Here is a 25,199-nt window from a genome sequence, read left to right as displayed (position 1 = left end):
TGGTTTAATTCCAGTATAAGGAGTTTTTATTCATTTATCAAATCTTTGGTATTATATATTTATCTTTAATTGATATTAATTTCTATGCGGCGTAGCTTTTCACTACGCAACGTGTCGCACTATCCTGAAATTCATCTACCATTATTCTCTTATATCTTTTTTTATAAGCTTCTCTTAACTCTCTCATTCCTAGGAGTTCTGCCGCTCTAGTTTGAAGATCTGTATAATCCAGCATATCTCTTTTCAACTTGTATTCCCTATAGATTTCATTTATCTCATAGATAATTTTTAATACAAATTTCTCAATGGAAGCTGCTGCATTTTTAATTATCTCTTCAAAGGCCAACCCCTTTTCCAATATATCTACTCTTATCTTTAGGATTTCTTCTATAAATTTTTCTTCTTTATATTTATTTTCAAATAAATTATTTAGAAGTTGAACTTCTTCACTGTATTCCTCATTAGAAAAATAATTTTTTAATACTTCGGCTGCTGTATCCTTTAAAAACTCTTTGCTGTCAACATCATTTATAATTTTAAAATTAAAATCCATTCCTAACAATGCTGCGTTTTCCTTCACAATATTACTACAAAAGCTATGTATTGTACTTATATTAGCCTTTTCCAGCTTATCTAAAGCCTTCTGCCAATCTACTGTTTTTTCACCCTTTTCAACTCTCAAAACAATTTGTTCCCTTATTCTATTTTTCATTTCCAGTGCAGCTTTATCTGTAAAGGTTATTGCCACAACTTGTGCTACATCTATTCCGCTTTCTAATAACCTTAAGTATCTTTCCGTTAAAACTCTTGTTTTACCTGATCCAGCACCAGCAGAAAGTGCTACATTCTTATCTATATTTAAAGCCTCTTTTTGTTCACGATTAAATTCCATAAAACCACCACCTATTTAATTTCTGAAACTCCTTACAAATCTATAAGTTATCCTTAATTTTTCAAGCCTATATTCACTAACTTAGACTTATTGTATCTGCACATTTCTTTAAATTCACAACTGATGTTAGCATAGGAATTCAAAACTGCACTGCATTCTAAAGTATAGTTAAACTTACCTGCTTTAATTTTTGCCATAGTTTCTTCTATTGTAGATTTTGCGTAATTTATAAAAACATAAAAGCTTTCTTTATCAAAAGGTGACTTCTTTGATATTCCTAAGTTTTTCATATGTTTTTCTAAATAAATCCCTTCATAATTTAACTTAGTTTTGCCTCTATCTTCTATACTCAAATACAATAAGGCCATACACTCTAACGTCTTATCTCTTAATTGTGGTATGTTTTTTAACTCTTCTAAAATAATAAGATAATATATAGTAAGTTGGCAGTCCTTTATGGATAAAATACTATCAAATTTAGGTATATTTTTCTTTTTATAATCGTAAATCACAAACCTGCCCGTAGGTATGTATTCTCCTTCATTTAATTCATACTCTAAATCTACCCTATCAATCTTGCTGGCTACTGCCATTGAAAATAAATCTGTATTTTTAAACAGCTTTTCCAGTATAGCAGGTCTTAAAAGCTTTCCTTTGCTTTTCTTTTCATAGTCCTTAAATCTCTTTAAATCAAGCTTAATAAATTCCGTCAGATTTTCATGAGCGCACTTATAAAATTCCTCATACTGCTCTGGCTCCTGATCAATACTTCTCATCTTCTTAAGTTCTATATCAAATAGCTCCTGTAATCTTTCTTCTTCTAACTCTTCATAATTTGATAAACCATCATAATAGGAATAAAGTACAGCATGATAAAGATTTCCTATTTCCATGCTATTATACTCATCTTCTAGCTCCTCGATATAAGATAAATTAAATATCCTATTTGCCATAAAAGAATAAGGACAGTCTAAATAATCCTTAATAGCTGATATACTTAATTTATTCTTTTTTGAAAATCTACCAAACTTCTCTCCTAGTATACCTTCATAATTATTAAAGTTTACTTCCTTATTTTTATGATATTCAACAAAGCCTTTATATATATAATTTTCCACATCTTTCTCATAGGCTTTTATTACATTAAGCTTCTCCTCATAGGATAATTCTTTTCCATCATTGTAGTATTTATCAAATAAACTTTTAAGAAGTACTACTTTTAACTCATATTCAGACATTACATCACTAAACTTCAGTTCAAATCTATCTCTCATAGTAAGAGCTCTACTGTAGTTTATTCCAGTTAAAAACTTCACCTCTTGAATAAAGGAAGATGGTATAGAAAAACCGCCCTTCTCATCAGAAGTTCTAAAAGATAGAGTAACAGCCTTTCTAGCTGTACTTAAGGTAAAGTTAAATCTTATTTTTTCCTTTAAAAGATCTAATTCATAATCCTTATAACTAATATCAAGATTAATCAAACTATTTATATCCTGCTCATTTAGTATACCTCTGCTCTGTGATACTGCTGGCATTTCTCCTTCATTTAATCCTAATATGTATACGTGATTATAAAAAGTACCTCTAGCCAAATCTGTATTTAATACTTTTACCCCTACTGCTTTGGTGTTTTCTATAGTCATAGGAGTATTTTCAACAGAACTTCTTATAAGTTCCTTTATATCTTCTTTTGGCATTAAGTCCTCTAACATCCCGCATAGCTTAAAACTATTCTTCAAACCTTCAAGAAAACTTTCAAAGCCTAAATATCCCTTTAAAACTATCATATCTTGTATAGGTAAAGACTCTTCTAAAACTTTTTTCTTTAACTCAGCTATCTCTAAACTGTAATCCTGAATCTTTTCACAGATACAATCAATCCACTGCCCTACAGTTTTATTTTCTTCTTCAAAAAACACTTCATTTATAGTATTTCTAACTAATTGAGCTGCAGAAATAGGCATATTATCTACTACCTCAATTGGAATTTTAAACTCCCTAAAAATCCTGATCAGATGAGGCATATACTCATCCTTATTGTTTACAAACACTGCTATATTTTCCGCTTCTTCTTGTAAAAGAAGTCTTTTTATATCTCTAGCTGTTTCCCTTACCTCTACTGAAATAGAAGGATAACTGTTAATTGTAACAGCTTCAGCCTTCTCCACTGTTTTCCCAGAGTAGAGGTTTTCACATAAGCATTTTATATCTTTATTTACATCATAAAATTCTTCTAAGGATTCCTCTATAGTAAAACCCATATTAGCAAATCTATTAGCTATTTTCTCCTGCAGCATATCCTTAGTTAAGGCATTTTTAAAAGAAAGATTTACATATAAATTCACATTGCTTTTCTCACATATCTGTTCAATAAGCTTCATATCTACTTCATCTATACTTATAAATCCATCTATAATTATACTGTCTGTCTTGTTAAATACTTTTTTTCCTCTTCCTTCTTTTACTGTTTTCACTGCTTTTAACGATATGTCATTCACATCATATATGTTATACTTTTTCAGCATATCCGTATATTCTTTATATATTAAACTTAAATCCTGAAGCTTACTTTTAAGAATAGAATCCTCCAAGTCATTTAAGCTGTTTATTCTCTTAATGAATTCTTCTGAGGATATATTTTGTCTTTTTAACACTTTAATAAAGGTTCTAGTTTCTTCAATAAATCCATGCTTATTAAACACTTTTTTATAATAAAGGAGCTTATCCTTATTTTCCTTAAATAGTCTTGCTATAATTACAGCCTCAAAATCCTCATGAATAATCCTATCATTACTTATTACACCTTCCACAAGCATTCTTTCAAGTTCGTCAAACATTATTACAGTAGAGTTAATCATTCCGAAGTTTCTGTCAATTATAGAATACCTTACATCCTTTATTGCCTCTCTTGAAGGAAGAAGGTAAATGAAGTTTTTCCCTTGTCTTTGAAGCTTTACACAACTTTCAACTAGTTTTTCTCTTCTTTTTGTAAACAGAGGTTCAAAATAAACTATTCTTTCCATGAGGAGCCACCTTCCTAGAATTTCCGTATTACTATTGTAATTTTTTATAACCTGGTTTAAATTTTATCCAAAAATAGAAACTTATAAAATTAATAAATCTTTTAGAAATAATATAGCATGAATTTCTAAATTAAATCCCTTGTTTCAAAAATTAAACTTTTTATAATTTCCTAATAATATTTTAATATTTCCTTGTAAGTATCTTTAAATTCTTCATCTTGCTCTTCACCAATCCAATTACCCAATTGAGGATGCAGGTATACTGAATTTGATTTAGATATATCACTATGATGATTATTTAGTTTATCTAATATTACACTTGCATTATAGACTTCTAAATCCATATATTTATTTGGAATAAGGCCATTCTTTAGAATACTTTTTCTGTTTTTAATCGATGTAATGTGATACCCTATATTTTTTTCCCTAATAAAATAAAATACATCTTCATAACACGGTTCAATTTTATATCCTTTTTTTAATATCTTACGTATATCTTTAGTTTGCTGCTTAAACCATTCTCTTAGATTAATTTCTGCTTTTTTATATGTATCCCCATAAAACTTAATACGTTCTACATCAATATTACCAATTTCTCTATCAACTTCAGCACATATCTTATCCTGTTCTTTATACAACATATAGTTTATTCTAAAATGATTATATGCATAAAATCTTTCCTTCAAATATAACCCTCCATTTTTTCTAGTAACCACCTGATATAAAACATTATTTCTTCTATTAAGTGCTTTAAGCTATAATCTTGTACTCATAACATCTTTCAAATCAGACATCTCTACCTTTAATCCCTGGTATAGATTTTAGAGTATTTATCAACACGTCATTAGCAATTTTATTGTATCATCCTTTGTGGCCTTATTTACGTCACAATACTTTAATAATATTCAAATTTACAGGCAAATCTTCCAATATAATATTTGTAATATGAACAAATTAACTAAAATAAAAAAGAAGGTAATTTATCTACCTTCTAAAATTTCAATTATTTCATAATCCAATATAAACTCTACATCATATCCAAATTGTTTTGGTAGATCAGAGTAAGTAACCATTGCCCTAACCAAAATTTTATCCCTATGTTTAATTCTACGATATACTCTATATGCTTCAAGTTGATCTTTTGTACTTCTTCTTATTACCTCATTAAATTTGCTTTTATGATGCTCTATAGCCATGAATCTTTCACCTTGTTGTGGATCAAACATTTCTTCTGTTAGCACTGTATCTGGTGGCATATTACTTATATCCATTTTTGTCTTCCTTTCAATATAAACTTAGCAATTTCATTATACCACCATTTGTGGACCTATTTATGTCACAAAGCTTTCATGTTATCCAAATTCCATCCAGCTTCCTCTAAGCCCTTACATTCTTCTAATATGAAAATAATTTATTAACAAATTGTTAACAACGCCCTGAGCTTGCTAATCATTTCACATCAGAACTTAATAAAGCAAAGAAGACTATGACAAAAGTCTGAATGCATTATCATAAGCATTTTAAGAAGCACGATTCAGACACAACAGAGATTACTCGTTTCACTACCAATCTCTGAAAGGTACCTGTTACCTTTCAAAAACTGGAACAGTTTTGATTGCTAAATTTATAACAAGACAACATTCCAATACTTGTATTGAAGAAATCCGAAGTACTTATGTTAATAATGAGCTTATATTTGACTATGAAATTACACTAGGAACTGGATATAGCAAAAATAATACTCGTAATACTTATAGGAAAATTGTTACTTTTAACGAAAATGAGGAAAAATTTAAAGATTAAGAAATGCATAGGATACAATGACAATAGCATTAAAGTTCAGATTTATACAGCACTCATATCATATATACTTGTATATTTTTTTAAAGAATCACTTGAAATAGCAACTTCAATGCTTAAAGTGACAAGAATAGTAAAATCTAATATTCTAGAAAATATTGAAGATGTTCTTAAGTATATTGTTAACTCATAATATAAATTAAAATTTAAAAAACTACGTTTTAAACTGTAGGAGTAGTCTAATTTTATGTTCTGAATATATAGCCTAATTTTAGTACAATTAAGAAGCCTACGGCATTTTTAACAGGCGCCGTAGGCATTTTTAATTTGTCAATTATTTATTATTGGATTGATACAATAGTAGTAGAAGTTACACTGCTATTGTATATTATTTATTGTTATTAATAAATTATGAGTGATGTTGGTTTTATTTACAATCTTTGTAAAGGGCTTGATTCCTTACAAAAATTGGAACAGTTTTTGCTGCTAATGTAAGCCAATTATTCACCTGTAACTACAACTTTTCCTCCAAAATTATTTAATACAAACAAATCAGAACTATATAATAATTCATGAGAAACACTATAGCTAAATGGAAACATATATGGCACTTGAGATAACTCAGCTATTTCATAGTATGCTTTGCTATTTGTTGCAATTATTGCTAATAAAATTAACGTTACTGCTTTTTCATTTTTTATATCAATCAAAGAAGCCTTATATTCGCCTTTTTTCTGATTTTCTACCACACCAAGACATTTTAAGGTTTGAAGCATTTTATCAACAGAATGTAGTAAAGTAGTTCGCTCCCCCCAAATATCAAACAATTTCTGCTTAAGCCAAGCAGTAGTGAAAGTTTCCTGTATGTCTATTAATTTTCCAATTAAAGCACATACATCTAAAAATACAGGATATGTCAATAGAATCATACACCAATGAATAAGAATCTTATTTACATTTTCATTATCATAAAGTTCCAGAGCCAATTTTTTTATCGACACAAATTCATCTGGTGTTTTAATCCAAATTGTCATTAAAATTTCTCTAGTCTTTCTCAGATTTGTTGGGCTTGTAATTTCAAAGGATAAATACTCATTTAACTCATTTTTTATTTCTTCTTCTGACTTGCCCTGCTTAAGTAAGTCAACAGCCTTATTTAGCCATTCTAGCTTAATTGGTCTTGAAAGTCCTACAATCTTAGCCATTTTGCACCGCCTTTATCTTTATAAATGGAACTATTACTTCATCAATAGAAATTCCTCCATGTGTCATAACCATAGAATCTTTTGTATCAAATGAAGTTCCTGTGTTACATATATAGTATTTATACTGTTTATCTAGGTAGTATCCAGGATAATCAATTAAACCATAAGAATCTATATTCTCATTATTCCTTACAAAATCCTTAAATATAACCATTCTCTTTGATCTGGTTTCTACTTCCACGCCAGCGCCTCTTATAGCACCCAATCCAGTACACAAAGTATTGCCATGATCTGCAGTTATATAAATATTAAATCCTTTAGAATATAACTCCTTAATAAGTTCCTGAATTTTCCTAGAATGCGCAAGTAAATTTATATCATTATACATGCCTTCTCTTCCTTGGATCTGTCCATGGACAAGATTATCAATATCATTAATAATTACACTTAAAAACTTAATATTTGGACCTATATGAATATTATATCCTCTAGTATATAAAACTTGTTTTTCTAAATATCCTAGATCCTTTGCTTTTTCATGAAATTGTTTTTCTTCTCTGCTTAAATCAAATGGCCTCTCTAATTGAACAGGAAATTTTCCTGATAATAAACTTTGTCTTGATATTGCAGTTGTTGTTGGTATCATAGCATAGATATAATCTTCTTCATAGTCAATACTCTCAAAGCCTTTTGATAAAATATTAAAATCAAACACTGACATTCCATCAAGAACTATAAGTGCTACTTTTTCTTTTGATTTAGCAATATAGTCCAACACTCGATTAACCATTATAGGTGATTCTCTTGAGGTAATACTTGAAAGAGATTTATATTCATTAATAATAAATTTCTTAAATTCATCATCAATAAAAGAAAAATTAACATTTACTCCACATTGCGCAGCAATATATTCAGCTTTTCCTTTTTGAGCTGCAACCTTTATCCATGCTTTGTAATCCAAACTCCGGTCCCTTATTGAAGCTAATAAATTCTCCTCAATTTTATTAATATAATTCTGTACATTTTCTTTTCCATAAACTCTTCGAACTACATAATCAATAGTCTTTTCATAAATATGTAGATTTTCATAAAGTTCGCTATAAGCACCATATAGCAAATCCAAATCTAATGACTTATCATTTAATATAACTTCCTTGTTTAACTCAGGAAATAAGCTACTCCAACTTATCTCCACATTATAAAAGCTTTTTAATACATCATAAGGAACATAGCATTTTAATATAACTATAATAGCCACTCTTGTGTAAAAATACGCTGTATCATTGTTATAAATATTTCTAAACTGAGTAGCATCATCATAAAATATTATTTTAAATCCGAACTCTTCTAATATTTCTACATAGTTGTACCTATTTTTTATATTGTCAAAATCAAAAATAATTATTTTGTCCTCATATAATGCTCCTAATTTTTGTACTAAATATTCTCTAAACATCTTATCACTCCAAATACGCCATAAAAATCGGCTTAAACTCAGGACATATTTGCATACTTTTTTTGTACTGTATTTCAACATTAGCTTTTTCTTTTGATATATTCTTAAGCTTATGCATTCTTATATTCGCAATACCTATATTTGCAGCAGCTTCAAGCCTTAAATCAAGAGCATATAAATATTTACGATACGTTTCTTCACTTTTCTTTTCAAAACTAGTCTTCATTTCCAAAAAAGTTTTATATGCAAATTCTCTTGTAATATCAGATAAATGTTCAAATACACTTACATCAATTGTAATCATATTCCCAATTTTAATTTTTGATTCTGTCCTTATAAACTCATCCCATATTTTTTTACCTGCCATTGGTCTAAGAATAAAAGATTCATTAATAAATACTGGTATTATTTTTTTTGCTTGTGGTTTATCTCCTAGAGAAATTTCCCAAAGAGAAAAATATCCTTTTTCATTAGGAAAATCTTCAATATTAATTTCTAAAATACCATCTCTAAAAGCAAATTCTATTTTTTCATTTAAGTGCTTGATTATTTGACTATCATTTACACTTAAATGCTTTATTGGTAAATACGTATTACCTTTATAATTTTCATAGTAAGTTAACATCTTTATTAAGGCAGTATCTATATCGAAATTTGAGCCAGTTCCAATTAACGCAGTTAAATCTTTTTCTTCATGTATGATATCCTTAAATTTATTTGCATTATTAACCTGAACTTTTACATCTTCTTCTATTTTTCTAACATTAAAATCTATATTCTTAGGATTACTTATTGATTTCATATATGCATCTGTAAAATTAAACTCCGCCAGTTCATTATCAAGAACATCAGAATATTTATCAACACCTATTTCTTCTAAAATAAGTGCTAACTTTTGTTCGAGTACATCCTTAACTCTATTTTCTACAGTATCAGATAATATAAAATTATATATTAAAACATCACGTTTTTGACCAATACGGTCAACACGCCCTATTCTTTGTTCAATTTTCATAGGATTCCATGGCAGATCATAATTAATAACCACATTAGAAAATTGTAAATTTAGACCTTCTCCTCCTGCATCTGTTGAAATAAGTATATTAGTTTTACTTTTAAATTCTTCAAGTACAATATTTCTTTCATCAATACTCATAGAACCATTAAGTAACGAAGTTGTATACCCTTGATTTTCAAGTAGTTTACTCAAATAATCTTGAGTTGTCACAAATTCAGTAAAAATAATAACTTTACGTTCCTTATCCTCTGCAAACAAATTGTCAATTATTTCCACAAGTGGTTCAACCTTAACATCTAAATATTGAAATTCTGCTTGCTTTGCTACTTGTATAATTTCTGAAAGCTCTGCAATTTCTTGTTTTGTATCTAAAGATATTGCCTTCATAGCTTCTTCTATATTTTCCTCAATTTCCATTTCAGCTAATTCTTCTTCTGTAATATTATTTAATTTAAAATCCTGTTCCTCTAAAACCTTTATACGTTTCTCAAGGCTTTGCCTAATTGCACTTGTACTGCTTGTCACTAATCTTTGCATCATAATTAGGAGGAATATTAGCCACATAAACTTTCCCCTATTACGCATTGCTTTATTATATCCCTTAGAAACATAATTTGTTATAATCTCATATAATTTCTTTTGCATTGAATGCCTATCATCCCAAGTTAGTTCTACAACTTTTGTAATTCTATTCTTAAATAGCTTATTCCCTGCATTATCTATAGCCTCACGTTTTTCTGTTCTTATAATGTATGGTGCAACTTGTTCTTTAACAATGGCCTTAAAATTAGGAAAAGCCTTTTCATCAAGAAGACGAATTAATCTTAAAAAGGGCTCTGTTTTCCCATTATGAGGCGTAGCTGTTAAAAGTAAAAGATATGGGCTGGCTGCTGCTAGTAAACTTCCTAATTTGTATCTTGCAACTTCTCCAGAACTACCTGCAACTCTATGAGCCTCATCAATTACAATCAGATCCCACCCACTGTTAATAATAGAATGAATTCTCTCTTCATTATATTTTATAACCTTTTCTTCACTCCACCCTGCACGTCTTTCAAGCGGCTTTATTGAATCCATAGGTGAAATTACTTGATCAAACTGACAATATACCTCCTCGCTATCTGTTAATTTCTTTATTGTATCGTAATCTTCAGGCAATATTACATAAAATTTTTCATCGAACTTTTCTTGCATTTCAAGTCCCCATTGGGTTACAAGTCCTTTAGGGCATACAATAAGTATCCTCTTAATTAATCCACGTGTTTTTAGTTCTTTAATAATAAGACCTGCTTCAATTGTCTTTCCAAGCCCTACTTCATCTGCTAATATATATCGGATATTATTATTTGAAACAGCTCTATTTAAAACATGCATTTGATGAGGCAATGGTATAACCCCATTTGAAAGATTAGATAATATACCTGTAGAGATTTCATTTTTGATTTTTGATAGCAAAGTTATATATCTAAGATAATTAACATCTATCTCTTGGTTGCTTGAAAATGGATATATTTGTTCTTCTGTAAGTTTGTATACTCTATCTTCTAAAGAATTAAAAACCTTGTAAGAAATATATCCCCAAACTTCTAACCGTTCAAGAATCTGAACTTTATCATGAGTAGCTTTATCAAAAACAAAATCTCCAACATTATACATATTTAATTTCACTCCATTCTGCTTAAACTAATATCGTAATACATAAGAAGCTTGTCATCCTCTTGTATTACTTTTTCAGGTAACCTTTCAGCTGTTTTTACAATTACTGCATAATTTTTATTTTTCCATAGTTTTGCAAAACCAACCCTAATTGCCTCTGTTCTAAATAACTTTAACTTGCCAGTGCTATTTAAATATTCTTCAAAATCTTTCAATAGTCTCTTTTCGCGAAGTTTAGCTACATCTGCCGCCTTTGTCACATCTGGAATATACCATTTACCTTCATCGTTTTGTAAGAAATTATCGTCAAGCAATACTGAAAGCTCTGGTAACTTTTCATACTTTTCAATTGAACGAATTTCCTGCATAAATTTAGGCTGAATTTCCGAATACGTCTGTGGATTTGTAAGTTGCTGATATAGCCATGCAATTGCTGTCTTCTCATCACTTACAATTAAAGAAAATTGAATAGGTTCAACATCTGTTTCAATTCTTGCTGTATCATATTCATTTACTTGGTCATGTAAAAAATACATACTATCACGTTTTAAAAATTTTTCATCAAGTCCTTTGTAAAAATCTGATGCATCTATTGGTACATTAATACCATTCATTATATGATAAGCAACCATGCGATCAAACAATAAGAATGACTGTCGTTCAACAACAAGTTCAATTTTATCACGCTTTCTAACTACCACTGGAAGTTTTTCAAGATGTTGTTTAACAAATTCCCACACAGTTTCTTCACTACCAGCTCGAGCTATAAATTCTTGAGTAAAGCGCTCTTTAGGTTTATACGCAGAAATTACAAGGTCTTGTTTAACTGCAGCGCTTGTTGTCATTTGCTTAAACGTTCCTTGCTTTTTATCTAATATACGCACGTCTGCGATGATAAATCCTGCACGTTGAATAGCTTCTTGAATAGCATTCCAGACTGCATTGAGAGAATTATGAAATTCTACTGTCATCCATCTTCCTGGCTTTAGTGCTCTATAATATTCAATAAAACACTTTGTCATTAACTCTTGATATTCTGGTAATGCTTTATTTTGAACTTTGTTTACAATTGCTTCAGTAATATTATTCGTTTTTACCTTTAACCACGATTCCCACAAAAAGTTTAATTCAGAATAGTTAATATTACTACCAAAAGGAGGATCTGTAAATATATAGTCAATTGAATTTGGCATCAAACGCATATCTGTAGCAGAACAACATTGAATGCATAAATTCTCGTTATTATTTTTATATGAGTATATTTTACATATACCTTTAATTTTAGAACGCAAAAGCTCGATAATATTTCTTTCGGCAATTGTACTTGGCACATATAAAACATTTGGCATAGCTCCAGCAAGATTAAGCTTTCCATCTTTAAATCCAATATTGTGTAATTTTGAGCCTGTTTTTGTAAGAATAGATGTTACTAAAAATCTAATTGTTGAGCCAAAAGAAAACTGTTCAGATTTTTCCATAACATAGGAAAATATAATAGCACTTCTATTATAATAAAACTGATTTACATGCATAAATCCATGTGATCGTATTGGTTGTGCAGTATTATCACCTTCTGGCAACTTATCCGTTGGTATATGAAATTTGGGTAAAAGTTTATTAACTTGCTCAATTACTTCTAAATCATTATCATCTGGTCGTTTTTCATACTTTTTACCTTGATAAGCATAATTAATTAATACTGGAACTTGTTTAGCCTGTTTAATTGTGGTATTTGTTTTATTATCAATTGATAGCTCTACGCTTCTTGTGCAATCTGATTTTTTTAAGATCATACCACATTCAGAACAAGAAAAACTTGAATGAACATTTTTCTTATCATCTACTGCAATATCCCAAAATATTAATTCTTTACCGCAGTGAGGACAAATAAATATATCAGACCACACAATATAATTAATTACTCCTTGACCATTGCCAGCAATTAAGGAATTCGAATCTTCTCCAATGTGTCTAGTCTTATACATCCATGCAAATTCTTTCTCACATTCATTCAACAGTGTATTAATTTCACTCTTAAAAACATCAACTTTAATGGGTTGATTATAATTTGAGGCAATAAATGTTGCAATAGGACTTAAATCACTAATAATAGCCTTTCTTGCACCCCATTGAATATTTGAGTCATTCTGTTCAATATCATGCTTAAAATCTAAATCAGGAGTTTCACACATTTGTGCTGCTAATGCTGTCATCCCCGTCCCACAAAATCCATCTAAAACAATATCATTGGGTTTTGTATAATGCAAAATATATCGCATTATTGCCTTGTGGGGTACCTTAGTATGATAAGTATGTGCCATATAAATAGGGTCCGTTTTACCTTCACTTACATCCGCAGCAAATGGCTCACAATAATAGTTATCAGTTACTTCATCATATGGCTTACTATTTTTCTTTATGAACTCCTCAATAAAAGGGTTAGGACAAGCTGTGTAATAAGGAGGATTTGAAAGTGCTATAATGTCCTCATCCTTTGCTATAGGAAAACCTTCTATATTTCTTACTTTATCTATATCTTCTTTTGTAAGTTTCATATCATCACTCCTAACGTTTTACTACAATACGTAATTTTTCTTTATCTTTACCCTTAGTGTATACTGATATAATATCCATCAATTTGTCTTTAAATGTATCTACATCGCAAGGTCCAATCTCATCTATCTTATGCATAAGTTCCTCGCTTTGAATTACAACAGGTTCAAACCCTTGCAATAGCGCATTAATACTTCCTATAAAGAAATTATCTATTGTTTTAGGAAGTTCCTTTCCCTTTAAAAAAGTATCTATTATCTTTTTCTGTTCTGAACTCAAATAATCCTTTTGAGCAAGTACCAGTGGGTCAGAAATTGTATTTAGTAAAGTATTAGTCCAATCTGTCATTAAATTCTCTATTTTCTCTTCGATAGAATCAAGCTGACCTGATATGGATATACTGCTCTCACCAATTTTAAATCCACATTTTGGACAAATATGTGATGATTTTAGCATAACAGGTGTAAGTTCATAGCAAACCTTTAAATTTGCTAATGCAGTTTCAATATCCGTAAGTTTTGCGGTAGAAAGAATATTAATAGTCTTTAACCTTTTCAAATTTGTTAGTTTCACCGAGCTAATGATTTCACCTTTACGCTGTCCGTCTTTGACTCCCAATCGCTTTTTTTGATGTTCTGCAAAATAAATGTCTATATATGTTTCCTTTAAAATTGATAGTTCATTGTTTACGGTAACAGCAGCTCCTTCACCATTTTGATCATCATTAATTGAGTCACGTACTTCTCTAAATTTTGACTTAGCAGTTTCTATTTTTGATTTAAAGTCTGCTCCCAGTTCCATAAGTTCTAGATTCATTATATATCCAACATTTGAAATGCAAGTGTTTTTAAATTTATCATATTCGATTACTATTTCTACACTCTCAATGTCTTTACCTATCTGCTCTACTTGCTCCATAGACATACCGAAATTATTAAGTTTAGCTACAGTATTATATCTATTTCCAAAATTTCCAAATTCATCAACAACTCTCTTTATTGATTGTTTATAATCAGATAAAATGTGCTCTCCTATTAATGGCTCTCCCCAAAGTTCAAATTCACCATTAAGCTTAGTTGAAGACTGAACTGCTTTTGTTGCTAAAGCAGAAGTCTTTTTTATAAGTTCTTCCAAACCTTTTTCTCTTTCAGCTGGATTGTTTATCAATCCCCTAGGAATATCTAAAATCTCAAACAGTCTTACAAGCTCTCTAAGTGCTATATCCTTAGGCTTAGAAATATATTTAAATTCATATAAATCCAAAGCTCCTGTTTTTGGTAAAATATCCAAGTTTGAAGCTGTAAGAGTTGTTCCATTTTTAAGAGCTATTACAGCATTGCCCGAATGGACTAAAGCAACAAAAACAATAGGCATCAAAGCATAACTTATAGAAAAATGCTTATCTAAGTATTCATTAAAATTCTCTCCATAAATGTCATTAAAATTTATAACTCCTTTAGGAGACAACTTTGATAATTGATTAATATAGTAAGCAGCATACTTTGATTTATTAATATTTATCTTCTCGCCATCAAGAAGATTAAAACTTTCAAGTAGTGCTTTTGATTGTTGGTTTGTTCTTCCCGCAAAATGATCAATACCTGCTCTAATTGTATCTGCTTGGTTCTTTAAAGTAATTTTTGTTTTAAAAATAGGCATATCTGGGTACTTAGAAGAAAAATAATTATCTAAGCATATAGACGCAGCTGCATCAATTGTTTCCTTAAAAGCAAAATCTTTATTGTATTTTCCTTTTAATACTTCAATAAGTTGTCTTTTTATACCTTTATAGCTAACTTCAAAACATGTATTTTTGTTTTCACTCAAATATTTAGTAAGTCTTTTCTTGTAAATATTCGCCTTATTTTGATATGTTTCTTTATTCTTTTCCTCTGCAAGTTCTTTCATAGAAAGAGCTGCTGCATAAAGTTTCAAATCATTTTTGAACTCTTCATTCTGCTTAAATGCGAAGAAAACTTCATCTTCCTTTTTCTCATCATTAAAAAGCTCATTACCATAAGGTGGTAAAATATACATATAATAATCTTCAGGTGGCTGAGCCGTTGGACGTGCTTCTGGTGTACCCATAAATAAATATCCACGTCTAAAAATGTTGTGCGATTCCCAGTTTAATGTATGTTCATATATTTTAAAATTAGCCACATGTTCAGTTTGATCCCAATCTAAGCAATAATATGCCACATCAAAGAAATATCTATTCAAACTGCTATCATCAAGAATAGATGCCTTTTGAGTTATCTTTTCATCATAATCAATGTCCTTTTTCAAGTCCAAGTAATACTGTCCATTTTCAGCATTATGCTCTATAAATTGCCCACTTACTGTAGTCATCGTATCTTTTAGTACTTGCTGTACTACAGATTGCAAAAATTCTGAATCTAATTCTGGCATACCATTTAGATATAGACATAAATCATCACGAAGATTTTCTGACGTCAAACCTGATCTTATGCTTATATCCCCAGTAGTCAATCTATGTACACTTAAAGCATATATTATCTGAATAGCCAATGGCTTATATAGCTTTTTAGGGAAAGATCTGTTTACAATATCCTCAAGTTGACTACTTTTCTCAACAACCTCTTTTATATTGGCATCTGTTCTATATCCAAAGTTTTCTTTAATAAAAATCCAGTAGCTATCAAATGAAATAACTCCAGGTGCTTCATCTGTAACTTCATTATCTAAAATATTCTTAATTATTTCAGATATATTTTTTAAAATGTGTCTGTTTTCAATAATATATATCTTATTGAAAACATCAATATAAGCTGGATGTATTGGGAACAATTCAACATAATCTTCTAATCTTTCAGACATATTTGTGTATAGGCTACAGAATTTTTGTAAATGTTCTCTAATTTTTGCTTTTTGCTCAGGTGATTTTTTTAAAATTCTTTCTGAAACAACATAAGCTGTATCTTCTTTACGTATTATAACCTGTTCAAATCTATCCTTTACTCTGTTTAAGGTCATTGATACAAAAGAAAAACTTGGATTATCAAACAGCTTTTCCTGAACACCAAAAATCACTCTTAAACGTGATTTTTTAACTATTTCACCAAGTTCACGCATAAATCCAAGATCAAGCTTTATCTCTTGTTCTTTACGCCCACCAAGATAATCAAGAAATTCATCAACAACAATAAGATATCCCTTATTCGGATATTTGCTTAAAAATATCTCCATCATATTTTCTAATACATCTTTATTGTTTATTATTTCTCCTTCCTTAGGAAAGGAAAAATCAAGACCACGTTTATCGAAATCTTGTTCAACTCTATTTAAAATAATATTTCTAAGTGACATAGTTGTTGAACCTATTTCTATTCTAAGAACTTCAAACTTTCCTGCTATTTTCTCCATGTTATTAGCAAAATTTTTATTTTGTAGATACTGTAAGTTATCTCTATCAGATGCTACTGTTGATATCACTGACATAAGATGTGATTTACCAGTACCATAATTACCAACAAGAAGTACACCTTTATTATCAACAACTTCTTCTAGCTGCAATTCATTTATAATTCCTCTATCAAGTTTTTCAGCCATATCATCAGACATAACATAACTTTTAGTGAGACTTATAGCCTTCGACTTATCATCAGCTTCATTGATTTGTATTATACTTTCAATAGGATTAAAATTAATTAACTCAGAGTATTTCATAGAAAATTCCCCTCCAATTTTTAAACTATACAACTTATATCATAATCACTGATATTATAGGATTTATAATCCTCATATTCTGGCTCTGCAAAAATAAGTCTTCCATTTTTATATTTGCCACACCATAATACTGTAACTCTTTTTTTTCTGTTTGCCATAATAAATAACTTTAACACATCAAGTTGAAAAGCAGGATCAAATAGTATTTCAAAGTCCTTTATGAGTATTGGATCATTTATGTTATCTATAATTTTATTAAACTCATCTGTAATGAAAATGCTTCGCTTATCAAATTCATATCTAAGTAAATTTTTAGACAGTAATCCATTTACACTTAAAACATTATATTCACTTATATACGAAGTAATCTTATCTTGACGAACACATAAAATAAGTGGTTTCATTAACTTTTCTATTTCAACTTTGTTCATAGACGAAAATTTAAAAGTAGCTCCCATAACCTTCTCCTTCACACAGTGTAAATTAGATTTTTATTTATCTATTGCTCCACCATTTTTTACCCATTCATCTACTTCACTAATTTTAAATTTCCAAAGGCGTCCCATTTTGTGTGCCGGCATTTTTTTATTATTTATCCATCTGTAAACTGTATCTTTGCTAATTCCCAAATGTTCTGCAATTTCTTCAAGTGATAACCATCTCTCCGTAACAAAATCCGTCACATATATAACCTCCTCTACATATTCATTCTTTTTTATTATACCAATAATTTAGTAGTCTGTACATGTATCTAGCACGTTTTAATCTGCATTATATTGCATAGCTTGTTTTTCTATAAACAAGCTATTTGTAATTTATTTAAAAACAAATTACCACCTGAACAAATCTCTGTTGCAGGTGGTACTAATGTATTAAATTATAGTTTCCTAATCCTGTTTTACGAAACATGTATTATGTTTATATTTTCTAACTGCAGCTAGTTCGACGACTTAACTGAGTTTCCTTTGTAGCCTTACTACCGTCTCCACGTGAAACGTATGTAGCAATATAATCACATCGTTAACAAATAAAATAGCACCAATTTTTCATCTTAATACTTCCAAACATCTTCAACCCTTGCTACTCATACACCCTCTCCAACACAATCCCTTCCTTAAATCCCCCACGTTCCTCTTTCTTCTCCATCCTCTTCTTTACCAAATCCTCTTCACTATATCCCATATTCTCAGCCAATCCAAAAAGCACTTCCATAACATCAGCCAATTCTTCTAAATTTTTATCTTCTAAAAACTCCTTAACTTCCTCTTGAAGTTTTACTTCCAATAGTTTGTAATGTTCTTCTTTATCTGCCTTCCTAACATCAAATTTCTTACCTGCAGCTTCTATTACCTGTGGTATTTTATCACGAACTAATTTATTATAAGTCTTCATTATATTAACCTTCCTTTACTCATTCTTACTTTTTCTTATTTTCTACTCTATTTTTATAATACTCTCTTGTTCTAAAATCTACTGCATCTTTGAAATGTTTCACAAAAGCTTCATTTGCTTTAAATTCTTCTAAGTTTTCATTTAAACAGTAAGCTTCTTTATCAAAATAGAAGAATTTATTTTCAGTTTTAGCCAAAAACTTCAATGGATTATCCTTTGCCAGCTTATACCACTGCTTTTTATTCCAATTTTTAAAACCTTTTGTAGATTTCTGGTTTAACAAATCTACTGCATTTGATCCTTTTGCATAGAAGTTTTTAAAACTATTATAAATATCTTCTTCATCTATACTTAATTTTAAGTTTCCTTCATTATAAAAAGCTAAAAGTACAGGCATCTTATAGGTTTTAGACATAGATGTTCTTTCTATCATATTTATAAATCCTTCTGCCTTTGTTCCCATAAGCTCAGCTTCATCTTGCTGAAGTTCCTTAATATCCTTTAAAAAGCCTAAGTAATTTTTTAAAGGATTTTTATCTGATGCATTTTTTATTCTAATATATATATCATTTTCAATATAAGTTATAAACTCCACTCTTGTAGGTCTGTGTCCTAAGTCTTCTTTTATCCTGTAATATTCCTCTTTTATTATATCTTGAAGCCTTTTACCCTGCTGTTCCATTTTCTTAAATATGTCCACAAGCCTAAAATCAAAATCTACAAAACAATCTTCTGGATATTCTTCTTCAACTGGTATAGCTCCTGAGCCTCCAGAATTCTTTGGTTCACCAGTAAGAAATAAAGGTACAAGATTTGCCTTTCTATAGTTTCCTATAAAATCTAATACATTTAAATAATTCTTTCCCTTATACTTACGAAGTCCCCTTCCAAGCTGCTGTAAAAATACTGTTGGTGATTGTGTAGGTCTTAAGAACATGACAAGATCTATTGAAGGAATGTCCAAGCCTTCATTAAACATATCCACTGAAAATATTACTTTTACTTCACCTTTGCCAAGCTTATTTACTGCCTCGTTTCTATCTACGCTGCAGTCAGAGCTTCCTACACTTACTACTGCACAAGCTTTTATACCTTTACTGCAAAAGTATTCTGCCATAAATTCTGCATGCTTTCTTGATGAACAAAATCCTAAAGCTCTTTCACTTTTGTATTTATTATAATGTCCAATTATTAAATCCGCTCTTTTATTTATCATTAAAGCTTCTTCCAGCTGATTATTATCATATTTACCATTTTTATAATCTATGGTTTCATAATTTACAAGTTCATCATATATTCCATAATATCTAAAAGGTACAAGCCATCCTTTATTAATTGCAGATTTCAACCTAATTTCATAAGCTACATTGTTATCACATAATGCAAATACATCTTTGTTATCCAATCTTTCTGGAGTAGCTGTTAAACCTAACATAAATTTAGGCTGAAAATAATCAATTATATTTTTATAGTTTCCTGCAGCTGCGTGGTGAAATTCATCTATTACAATATAATCAAAAGCATCTTTAGCAAAATAGTTATCATTTAAATATTCAGGCTTTCCAAGAGTTTGAACTGTTGCAAATATAAAGTCGCTAGTATTATCTTTGTCATTACTATAAAAAAAGCCTATAGACTTATCTGGTCTTACATTCTTAAAAGATACTGCTGCTTGATTTATTATTTCTTCTCTATGAGCTACAAATAAAATTCTATTATAATCCTTTGAATCAAAAGCAGCTAAATAGGTTTTTCCTATGCCTGTAGCTGCCACCACCAGACCTTTATCATAGCCCTCTTCTCTTCTTTTCTTTAATTCATATAAAGCTTCTATTTGTGCTCCTCTTGGTTCATAAAGCTCAATTAAATTATTGTCCTTCTTTAAAGAAATATTTTCATTGTTATCTATATGTTTATATACCTTAGGTCTTACCCAACTTTCTGAATACTTTCTCATTTCTTCTTCATCTATTATTGTAGAATTATTTAAAAATAAGTCCTCAAAAGTACTTTTAAAGCTGTTAAAATCATCAATATTCTTATCCTTATTTAATCTATAATTCCACTCAATTCCGCTGGTTAATGCTGATCTTGATATATTGGAGGAACCTACATATAAATCTCCACCATTTTCATACTCAAAAATGTATGCCTTTGGGTGAAATGACTTGTTTGGTATATTATAGAACCTCAAATCAACCTTATCTCCCATTATATCCTTCAACATGTATAAAGCTTGAGGTTGAGTTATATTTAGATAGTTTCCTGTAAGTATTCTTATAGGTATGCTTTTATTTACTACTTCCTTAAGCTCTTCTTTTAAAAGCTTTACTCCTGACTCCATTAAAAATGCCACTATTATATCAATGCTTACAGCTTTCTTAAAAGACTCTTTAAGCCTAGGCAGCAAATAATTAGTGTCACCAGTAATACAGTTTGAATTTTCTATTTCTTTTTCCACTATTGAATCTACAACAGTGCATTCCCCACTACTCTTTATCTCTAGATTTTCTATCATTTTTTCACCTCTTATAAGGTAGAATATTTTCTAAACAATGCTCTCAAAATTAGAACCCTATGTCCATATTATAATTTATTTTTATCTTTATATCAAAAACAAATCATTATTTTTTAATTCTATCCTTAAAGTATTCCAGTTTCAATCAACCCCATCTTAATAGCCATATACCTTACTAGTCCAAATAAAGTCTCCCTATTATCCCTATTTAAAACGCCTACTTTTGCTTCCTTTGAGTTTATATCAAAATGAACATCATGACTTATATGTCTGGCACATAAAATAACAACATCACATTTTTCAAATTTGGTTTTTAATCGCTCTGAGCTTTCTTCAAAAGGGTCATGCCAATATACTTTGCATCCGAAATTTCTTAACATTTCCCTGTACAGCATCTTATTGCGAGAACCTACTATTAAAATCTTCAAACCTGATAAATTAATTCTTCTAATTACTTCCAGCATCTCTTTTTCTTTCTTTTTACGCTCCTCCTGTTTTTCCACATTTAATGATTTTATTTCTTTTTTTGCTGTGCCAATTTCTGAATTTTGTTTATCTTGATCAGTATAGTATATCTCCAAAATGGCAGCCATGTCATTTTCTATACTAGCTTTTCCTGGACAGAGGTTATACATTATTTCTACAGCACCTTCAACAGGATATAGCTTTCCACAAGTTGTTTTAAAACAATATTTATCATTATCCATGACTACAAACCCATAGACAATTTCAGCTGTATTCTCCTCCTCATTTTCAGTTAAACTCTCTAGTTCTTTCCACAATTCTATATTCTCACTATCAGCTAAGCTCTTTAATTTTTCTTCCAGATTTACATACTCACTATACAAATCTGGCAAATCACTATACTCTTTTAAATTATTTATACTTATGTTTTTTCTAAGGTCATAAATAAAATTACCTGCATGAAATTTGGCAGCTTCCTCCGAAAACTTCACAGCTTGTTCTAACTCGGAACATTTTTTCTTAAAACTTAATAATTCTAATGATACTCCCTTAAGTTGATTATTTAACTTCTCACTTTTTCTTATTTCATCTTCATAAAATACTTTTGAATTAGCAATTCTACTTAAAAGTTCTTTCCTATTTTTTAGAAGCTTTTGATTTTCCTGCCTAAGTTTTAAGTTATTTGAGGATAATATAGAAAAACTTTTCTCCATACTTTTAAATTCCTCTAACTTTCTATTTGCCTCCAAAACCTTACCATTTACCAATTCTATTTGATCATTATTCAATACTATACTATTTTCTAATTCTTTAATCTTCATATCCTTATTTCTATTGTCCACAGAAAGCATATAGTTTTTTCTTTTCAAGTCAGCTATCTTAATCTTTGCTTCCTTTAAATTCTTCTCCACATTTGCATACTTCTTACAATATCGTTTCATATTACTAATGAGGATTTTTATAATTTCTGCTGGATCTGGTTTCGGCATCTCCGGCGTTTCCATACAAGTACACTCTTCCTTATCTATACAGCTTTCTCTAACTTCTTTTTCTAATTCTTTAAATTGGCTTAGCAAGTTCATCTTTTTTAATAATGCATTGGCCGTATCGTTACAATAAGCTCTATATAAGACCTGCACGTTCATCATAAAAATCATTCACCCTTCTTTACATGTAATCTTGCATTCATTAATTTTATTCTACCATCCTTTGTGGACTTATTTATGTCACAATACATTACATATAAAAATAAAAACACCTTATGAAACATAAAGTGCTTATAATTTACTTATATAAATTTTTCATATTATTTATTTCTTCTGCAATTAAGTCTCTTAATTTTTTAGGTTCTAATACTTCTGCATTTATTCCCATACCAAGAACCCAATTTTTTATGTCCTCCATTCCCGAAGTGACTGCTTCAAATATAATTGAGTTATCCTCATTGTAGGATATTTTTTGATTCTTAATCCATATTCTTTCTGCTATTTTAATTGACATTGGATACTTTATTTTAATTTTCAGTTTAAATTCTTCATCATCACACATTATGCCAATGCCACTTTTTATGTAGTTATTTAAATTAAAAGTTTTTAGCCTTTCAAATTTTTCTTGCAAAATCTCATATTCTTTTATTCTTGATATCTTAAACTCTCTTATTTCGTTTCGCAAATCACAATATCCTATAAAATACCAAGAACCATTATATCTGAATACAGAATAAGGACTTACTATTCTTTCTTTTACACCTGATCCTAGAGAAAAATAGCTCATTTTAATTTTATTTTTTGTAACTATAGATGTTTGAATATCTAAATATTTTTTTCTTTCTGATTTCAAATCTACATTAGGCTTTGAACTTATGATCATAGTTGTAGGTTTGTCCAATTCTTTTTCTTCCATAGCAGCTGCTATTTTATCTAATGCACTATTATATTCTTTCATAAATATAAATCCATTGTCCTTAAGCTCATTTTCAGCCATTACTAAAGCTTTATATTCTTCTTTATCTACTCCAAAGCTTAAAAGTGAAGTATCATTTTCAATAAAATATCCTCCATTTATGCCTGATGTAGAGCTTAAGTAAATTCCAGCTTGTTCTAAATCATCCTTATATTTTCGAATCATTCTTTCGTTTATTTCTAACTCTTGAGCTAGATCTCTAATCTTCATTTTTCCTCTGCATTTAAGAAGAATGACCATTTTCAGTATATTAGCCAATTTACTCATTAGTAAACCTCCATTTGAAGTACACCAAATAATATTATATATTCTACATTTCTTGGCAGAATCCTCTACTTAACCTTTTTAGACCACTCTTTATTAGTAACTACAATAAATCAAACAGACCTCTCTGTTTTCAAAGTACTTATGTTTCACTGTCAGCATTGATTATTATTTTACCATTAATTATCGATTACTTTTAGTACATTTTTCTTATTATTTATTACAATTTTCTCCTCAGGACTATTGTATCTACAGATATATAATCATATATATAATCATAGGTATTTTCTAATTCCAATTTTTTTATCATACTTTCACCTCTTCCAAGGTACAATGTTTTTATAATTACTACTCCAAATTCACATACGTATGTTCACTTTAAAACTTTAACTATCACTTATAAATATGTAATGAAATCGACATAATATCAAACTGCTTATTGTCCAATATTTTAGGTGCTGTATATTCAATCTCACCTTACCTGATAACTTTCAGATAATATTCTCTGCTTTACTGCAATTTCTTTTATCTATTCTCTAAAAATCATTTATAAAAATATCTACATTTATCTGCAGATATTCATATTGAATTTCAGCAATTACACCATATAACAGCTTTCCACCATCCATAAGCCTTGATATAAACTAATTTTTGTCTCTTGGCCTATGGCATGGAAAATTTATATTAAAACCTACTCTATTTATCTATCCATCCGCCGCTTCTGCCTTCCATCATTCCACCTGCCTAACAAATTTAATCATCACAGCCATATTAATTACTGTTTTTACATAAAATTTCAAATTATACTGCTATTTTATAACATATTGGTTACTTTTTAAAGAAGAAATTAGAGTTTTCACTCTAAAATGGACTCCTGCAGATGTTCCTGCTGCTATGCAACTAACAACATAAAAGGCATAGCAAATGCTATACCTTTCTGCAAAATCTAATTTTCATTTATTTCTTCCTTTAACTTTTCAACTTCTTCAATAGATAATCCAGTTTTCTTTGCTATCATTTCTTCTGAAAGTATATCCATAAGATTTTTAGCTATCTCTATTGCTTTATCCTTTTCAGCTTGGCTCCTAGTCTCTTGCATAGCTTCTTCTTTTTCTTTTTCAAATATTTTTTCTACCTTAGTAATTTTCAGCCAACTCCCTACCGCTAGCATATTCTTCACTGTAAATATAGACTACATTATCAACTATAAGATTTGCTATTTTTTAAACTTTTTTAATTTAAATATAACATTATTCCCAAGTTGTATTGTATTTTTGTGGTTTCCTGTTGAAGAGTTTAAATTTA

At 29.6% G+C, this 25,199-nt stretch carries 18 protein-coding genes; 2 read left to right on the top strand and 16 right to left on the bottom strand.

Annotated features, from left to right (window positions below):
- Positions 1-82 precede the first annotated feature (82 nt).
- From HBE96_RS10370 to HBE96_RS10355, 4 genes are all read right to left on the bottom strand, one after another.
- On the bottom strand, positions 83-892 hold the full coding sequence (locus tag HBE96_RS10370; RefSeq protein ID WP_169297694.1) for a UvrD-helicase domain-containing protein: 810 nt from the start codon (positions 890-892) through the stop codon (positions 83-85).
- Positions 893-945: 53 nt separating this feature from the next.
- Positions 946-3,915 (bottom strand): PD-(D/E)XK nuclease family protein, encoded by a 2,970-nt coding sequence (locus HBE96_RS10365; RefSeq protein ID WP_169297693.1) that lies wholly within the window; start codon positions 3,913-3,915, stop codon positions 946-948.
- Positions 3,916-4,085: 170 nt separating this feature from the next.
- Positions 4,086-4,601, bottom strand: a complete 516-nt coding sequence (locus HBE96_RS10360) for a hypothetical protein (protein ID WP_169297692.1) — start codon at positions 4,599-4,601, stop codon at positions 4,086-4,088.
- A 294-nt stretch (positions 4,602-4,895) separates the two neighbouring features.
- The gene (locus HBE96_RS10355) at positions 4,896-5,186 is read right to left on the bottom strand and encodes a hypothetical protein (RefSeq protein WP_169297691.1); all 291 of its coding nucleotides are present in this window, start codon (positions 5,184-5,186) and stop codon (positions 4,896-4,898) included.
- A gap of 340 nt (positions 5,187-5,526) precedes the next feature.
- Here HBE96_RS10355 and HBE96_RS10350 point away from each other — a divergent pair, with 340 nt between their 5' ends.
- Both HBE96_RS10350 and HBE96_RS10345 read left to right on the top strand, forming a co-directional pair.
- Complete coding sequence (locus HBE96_RS10350; RefSeq protein WP_169297690.1) at positions 5,527-5,718, top strand: hypothetical protein; 192 nt, start codon at positions 5,527-5,529, stop codon at positions 5,716-5,718.
- Positions 5,696-5,908, top strand: coding sequence for a hypothetical protein (locus HBE96_RS10345; protein ID WP_169297689.1), 213 nt, complete (start codon positions 5,696-5,698; stop codon positions 5,906-5,908). The genes HBE96_RS10350 and HBE96_RS10345 overlap by 23 nt, the downstream gene beginning before the upstream one ends.
- 307 nt (positions 5,909-6,215) lie before the next feature.
- Here the strand turns inward: HBE96_RS10345 and HBE96_RS26275 are convergent, their stop codons facing one another.
- The 12 genes from HBE96_RS26275 to HBE96_RS10280 form a co-directional block, all read right to left on the bottom strand.
- Positions 6,216-6,920 (bottom strand): hypothetical protein, encoded by a 705-nt coding sequence (locus tag HBE96_RS26275; protein WP_243186893.1) that lies wholly within the window; start codon positions 6,918-6,920, stop codon positions 6,216-6,218.
- Positions 6,913-8,376, bottom strand: coding sequence for a PglZ domain-containing protein (locus HBE96_RS10330; RefSeq protein ID WP_169297687.1), 1,464 nt, complete (start codon positions 8,374-8,376; stop codon positions 6,913-6,915). The genes HBE96_RS26275 and HBE96_RS10330 overlap by 8 nt, the downstream gene beginning before the upstream one ends.
- Positions 8,377-8,380: 4 nt before the next feature.
- The gene (locus tag HBE96_RS10325) at positions 8,381-11,050 is read right to left on the bottom strand and encodes a DEAD/DEAH box helicase (RefSeq protein WP_169297686.1); all 2,670 of its coding nucleotides are present in this window, start codon (positions 11,048-11,050) and stop codon (positions 8,381-8,383) included.
- Between the two features lie 8 nt (positions 11,051-11,058).
- Positions 11,059-13,605 (bottom strand): DNA methyltransferase, encoded by a 2,547-nt coding sequence (locus HBE96_RS10320; protein WP_169297685.1) that lies wholly within the window; start codon positions 13,603-13,605, stop codon positions 11,059-11,061.
- A gap of 10 nt (positions 13,606-13,615) precedes the next feature.
- A complete protein-coding gene (locus tag HBE96_RS10315) occupies positions 13,616-17,293 on the bottom strand; it encodes a DUF6079 family protein (RefSeq protein WP_243186892.1) in 3,678 nt (1,225 codons plus the stop codon).
- A 20-nt stretch (positions 17,294-17,313) separates the two neighbouring features.
- Positions 17,314-17,766, bottom strand: coding sequence for a BREX-3 system P-loop-containing protein BrxF (brxF, locus tag HBE96_RS10310; protein WP_169297684.1), 453 nt, complete (start codon positions 17,764-17,766; stop codon positions 17,314-17,316).
- Between the two features lie 18 nt (positions 17,767-17,784).
- Positions 17,785-17,976: an excisionase family DNA-binding protein gene (locus HBE96_RS10305; protein ID WP_169297683.1), complete on the bottom strand. Its 192-nt coding sequence runs from the start codon at positions 17,974-17,976 to the stop codon at positions 17,785-17,787.
- A 397-nt stretch (positions 17,977-18,373) separates the two neighbouring features.
- A complete protein-coding gene (locus tag HBE96_RS10300; protein WP_169297682.1) occupies positions 18,374-18,685 on the bottom strand; it encodes a nucleoside triphosphate pyrophosphohydrolase in 312 nt (103 codons plus the stop codon).
- Positions 18,686-18,710: 25 nt separating this feature from the next.
- On the bottom strand, positions 18,711-21,203 hold the full coding sequence (locus HBE96_RS10295; protein ID WP_169297681.1) for a DEAD/DEAH box helicase family protein: 2,493 nt from the start codon (positions 21,201-21,203) through the stop codon (positions 18,711-18,713).
- 125 nt (positions 21,204-21,328) lie between these two features.
- Positions 21,329-22,816 (bottom strand): DUF2325 domain-containing protein, encoded by a 1,488-nt coding sequence (locus HBE96_RS10290; RefSeq protein ID WP_169297680.1) that lies wholly within the window; start codon positions 22,814-22,816, stop codon positions 21,329-21,331.
- A gap of 136 nt (positions 22,817-22,952) precedes the next feature.
- On the bottom strand, positions 22,953-23,897 hold the full coding sequence (locus HBE96_RS10285) for a helix-turn-helix transcriptional regulator (protein ID WP_169297679.1): 945 nt from the start codon (positions 23,895-23,897) through the stop codon (positions 22,953-22,955).
- Between the two features lie 943 nt (positions 23,898-24,840).
- Entirely contained in the window at positions 24,841-25,065 is a 225-nt protein-coding gene (locus HBE96_RS10280) for a hypothetical protein (protein WP_243186895.1), read from the bottom strand.
- Between the last annotated feature and the right edge of the window lie 134 nt (positions 25,066-25,199).

Source organism: Clostridium muellerianum (assembly GCF_012926525.1).
GTDB lineage: Bacteria > Bacillota > Clostridia > Clostridiales > Clostridiaceae > Clostridium_AM > Clostridium_AM muellerianum.
This window is presented reverse-complemented; position numbering and strand designations above follow the sequence as displayed.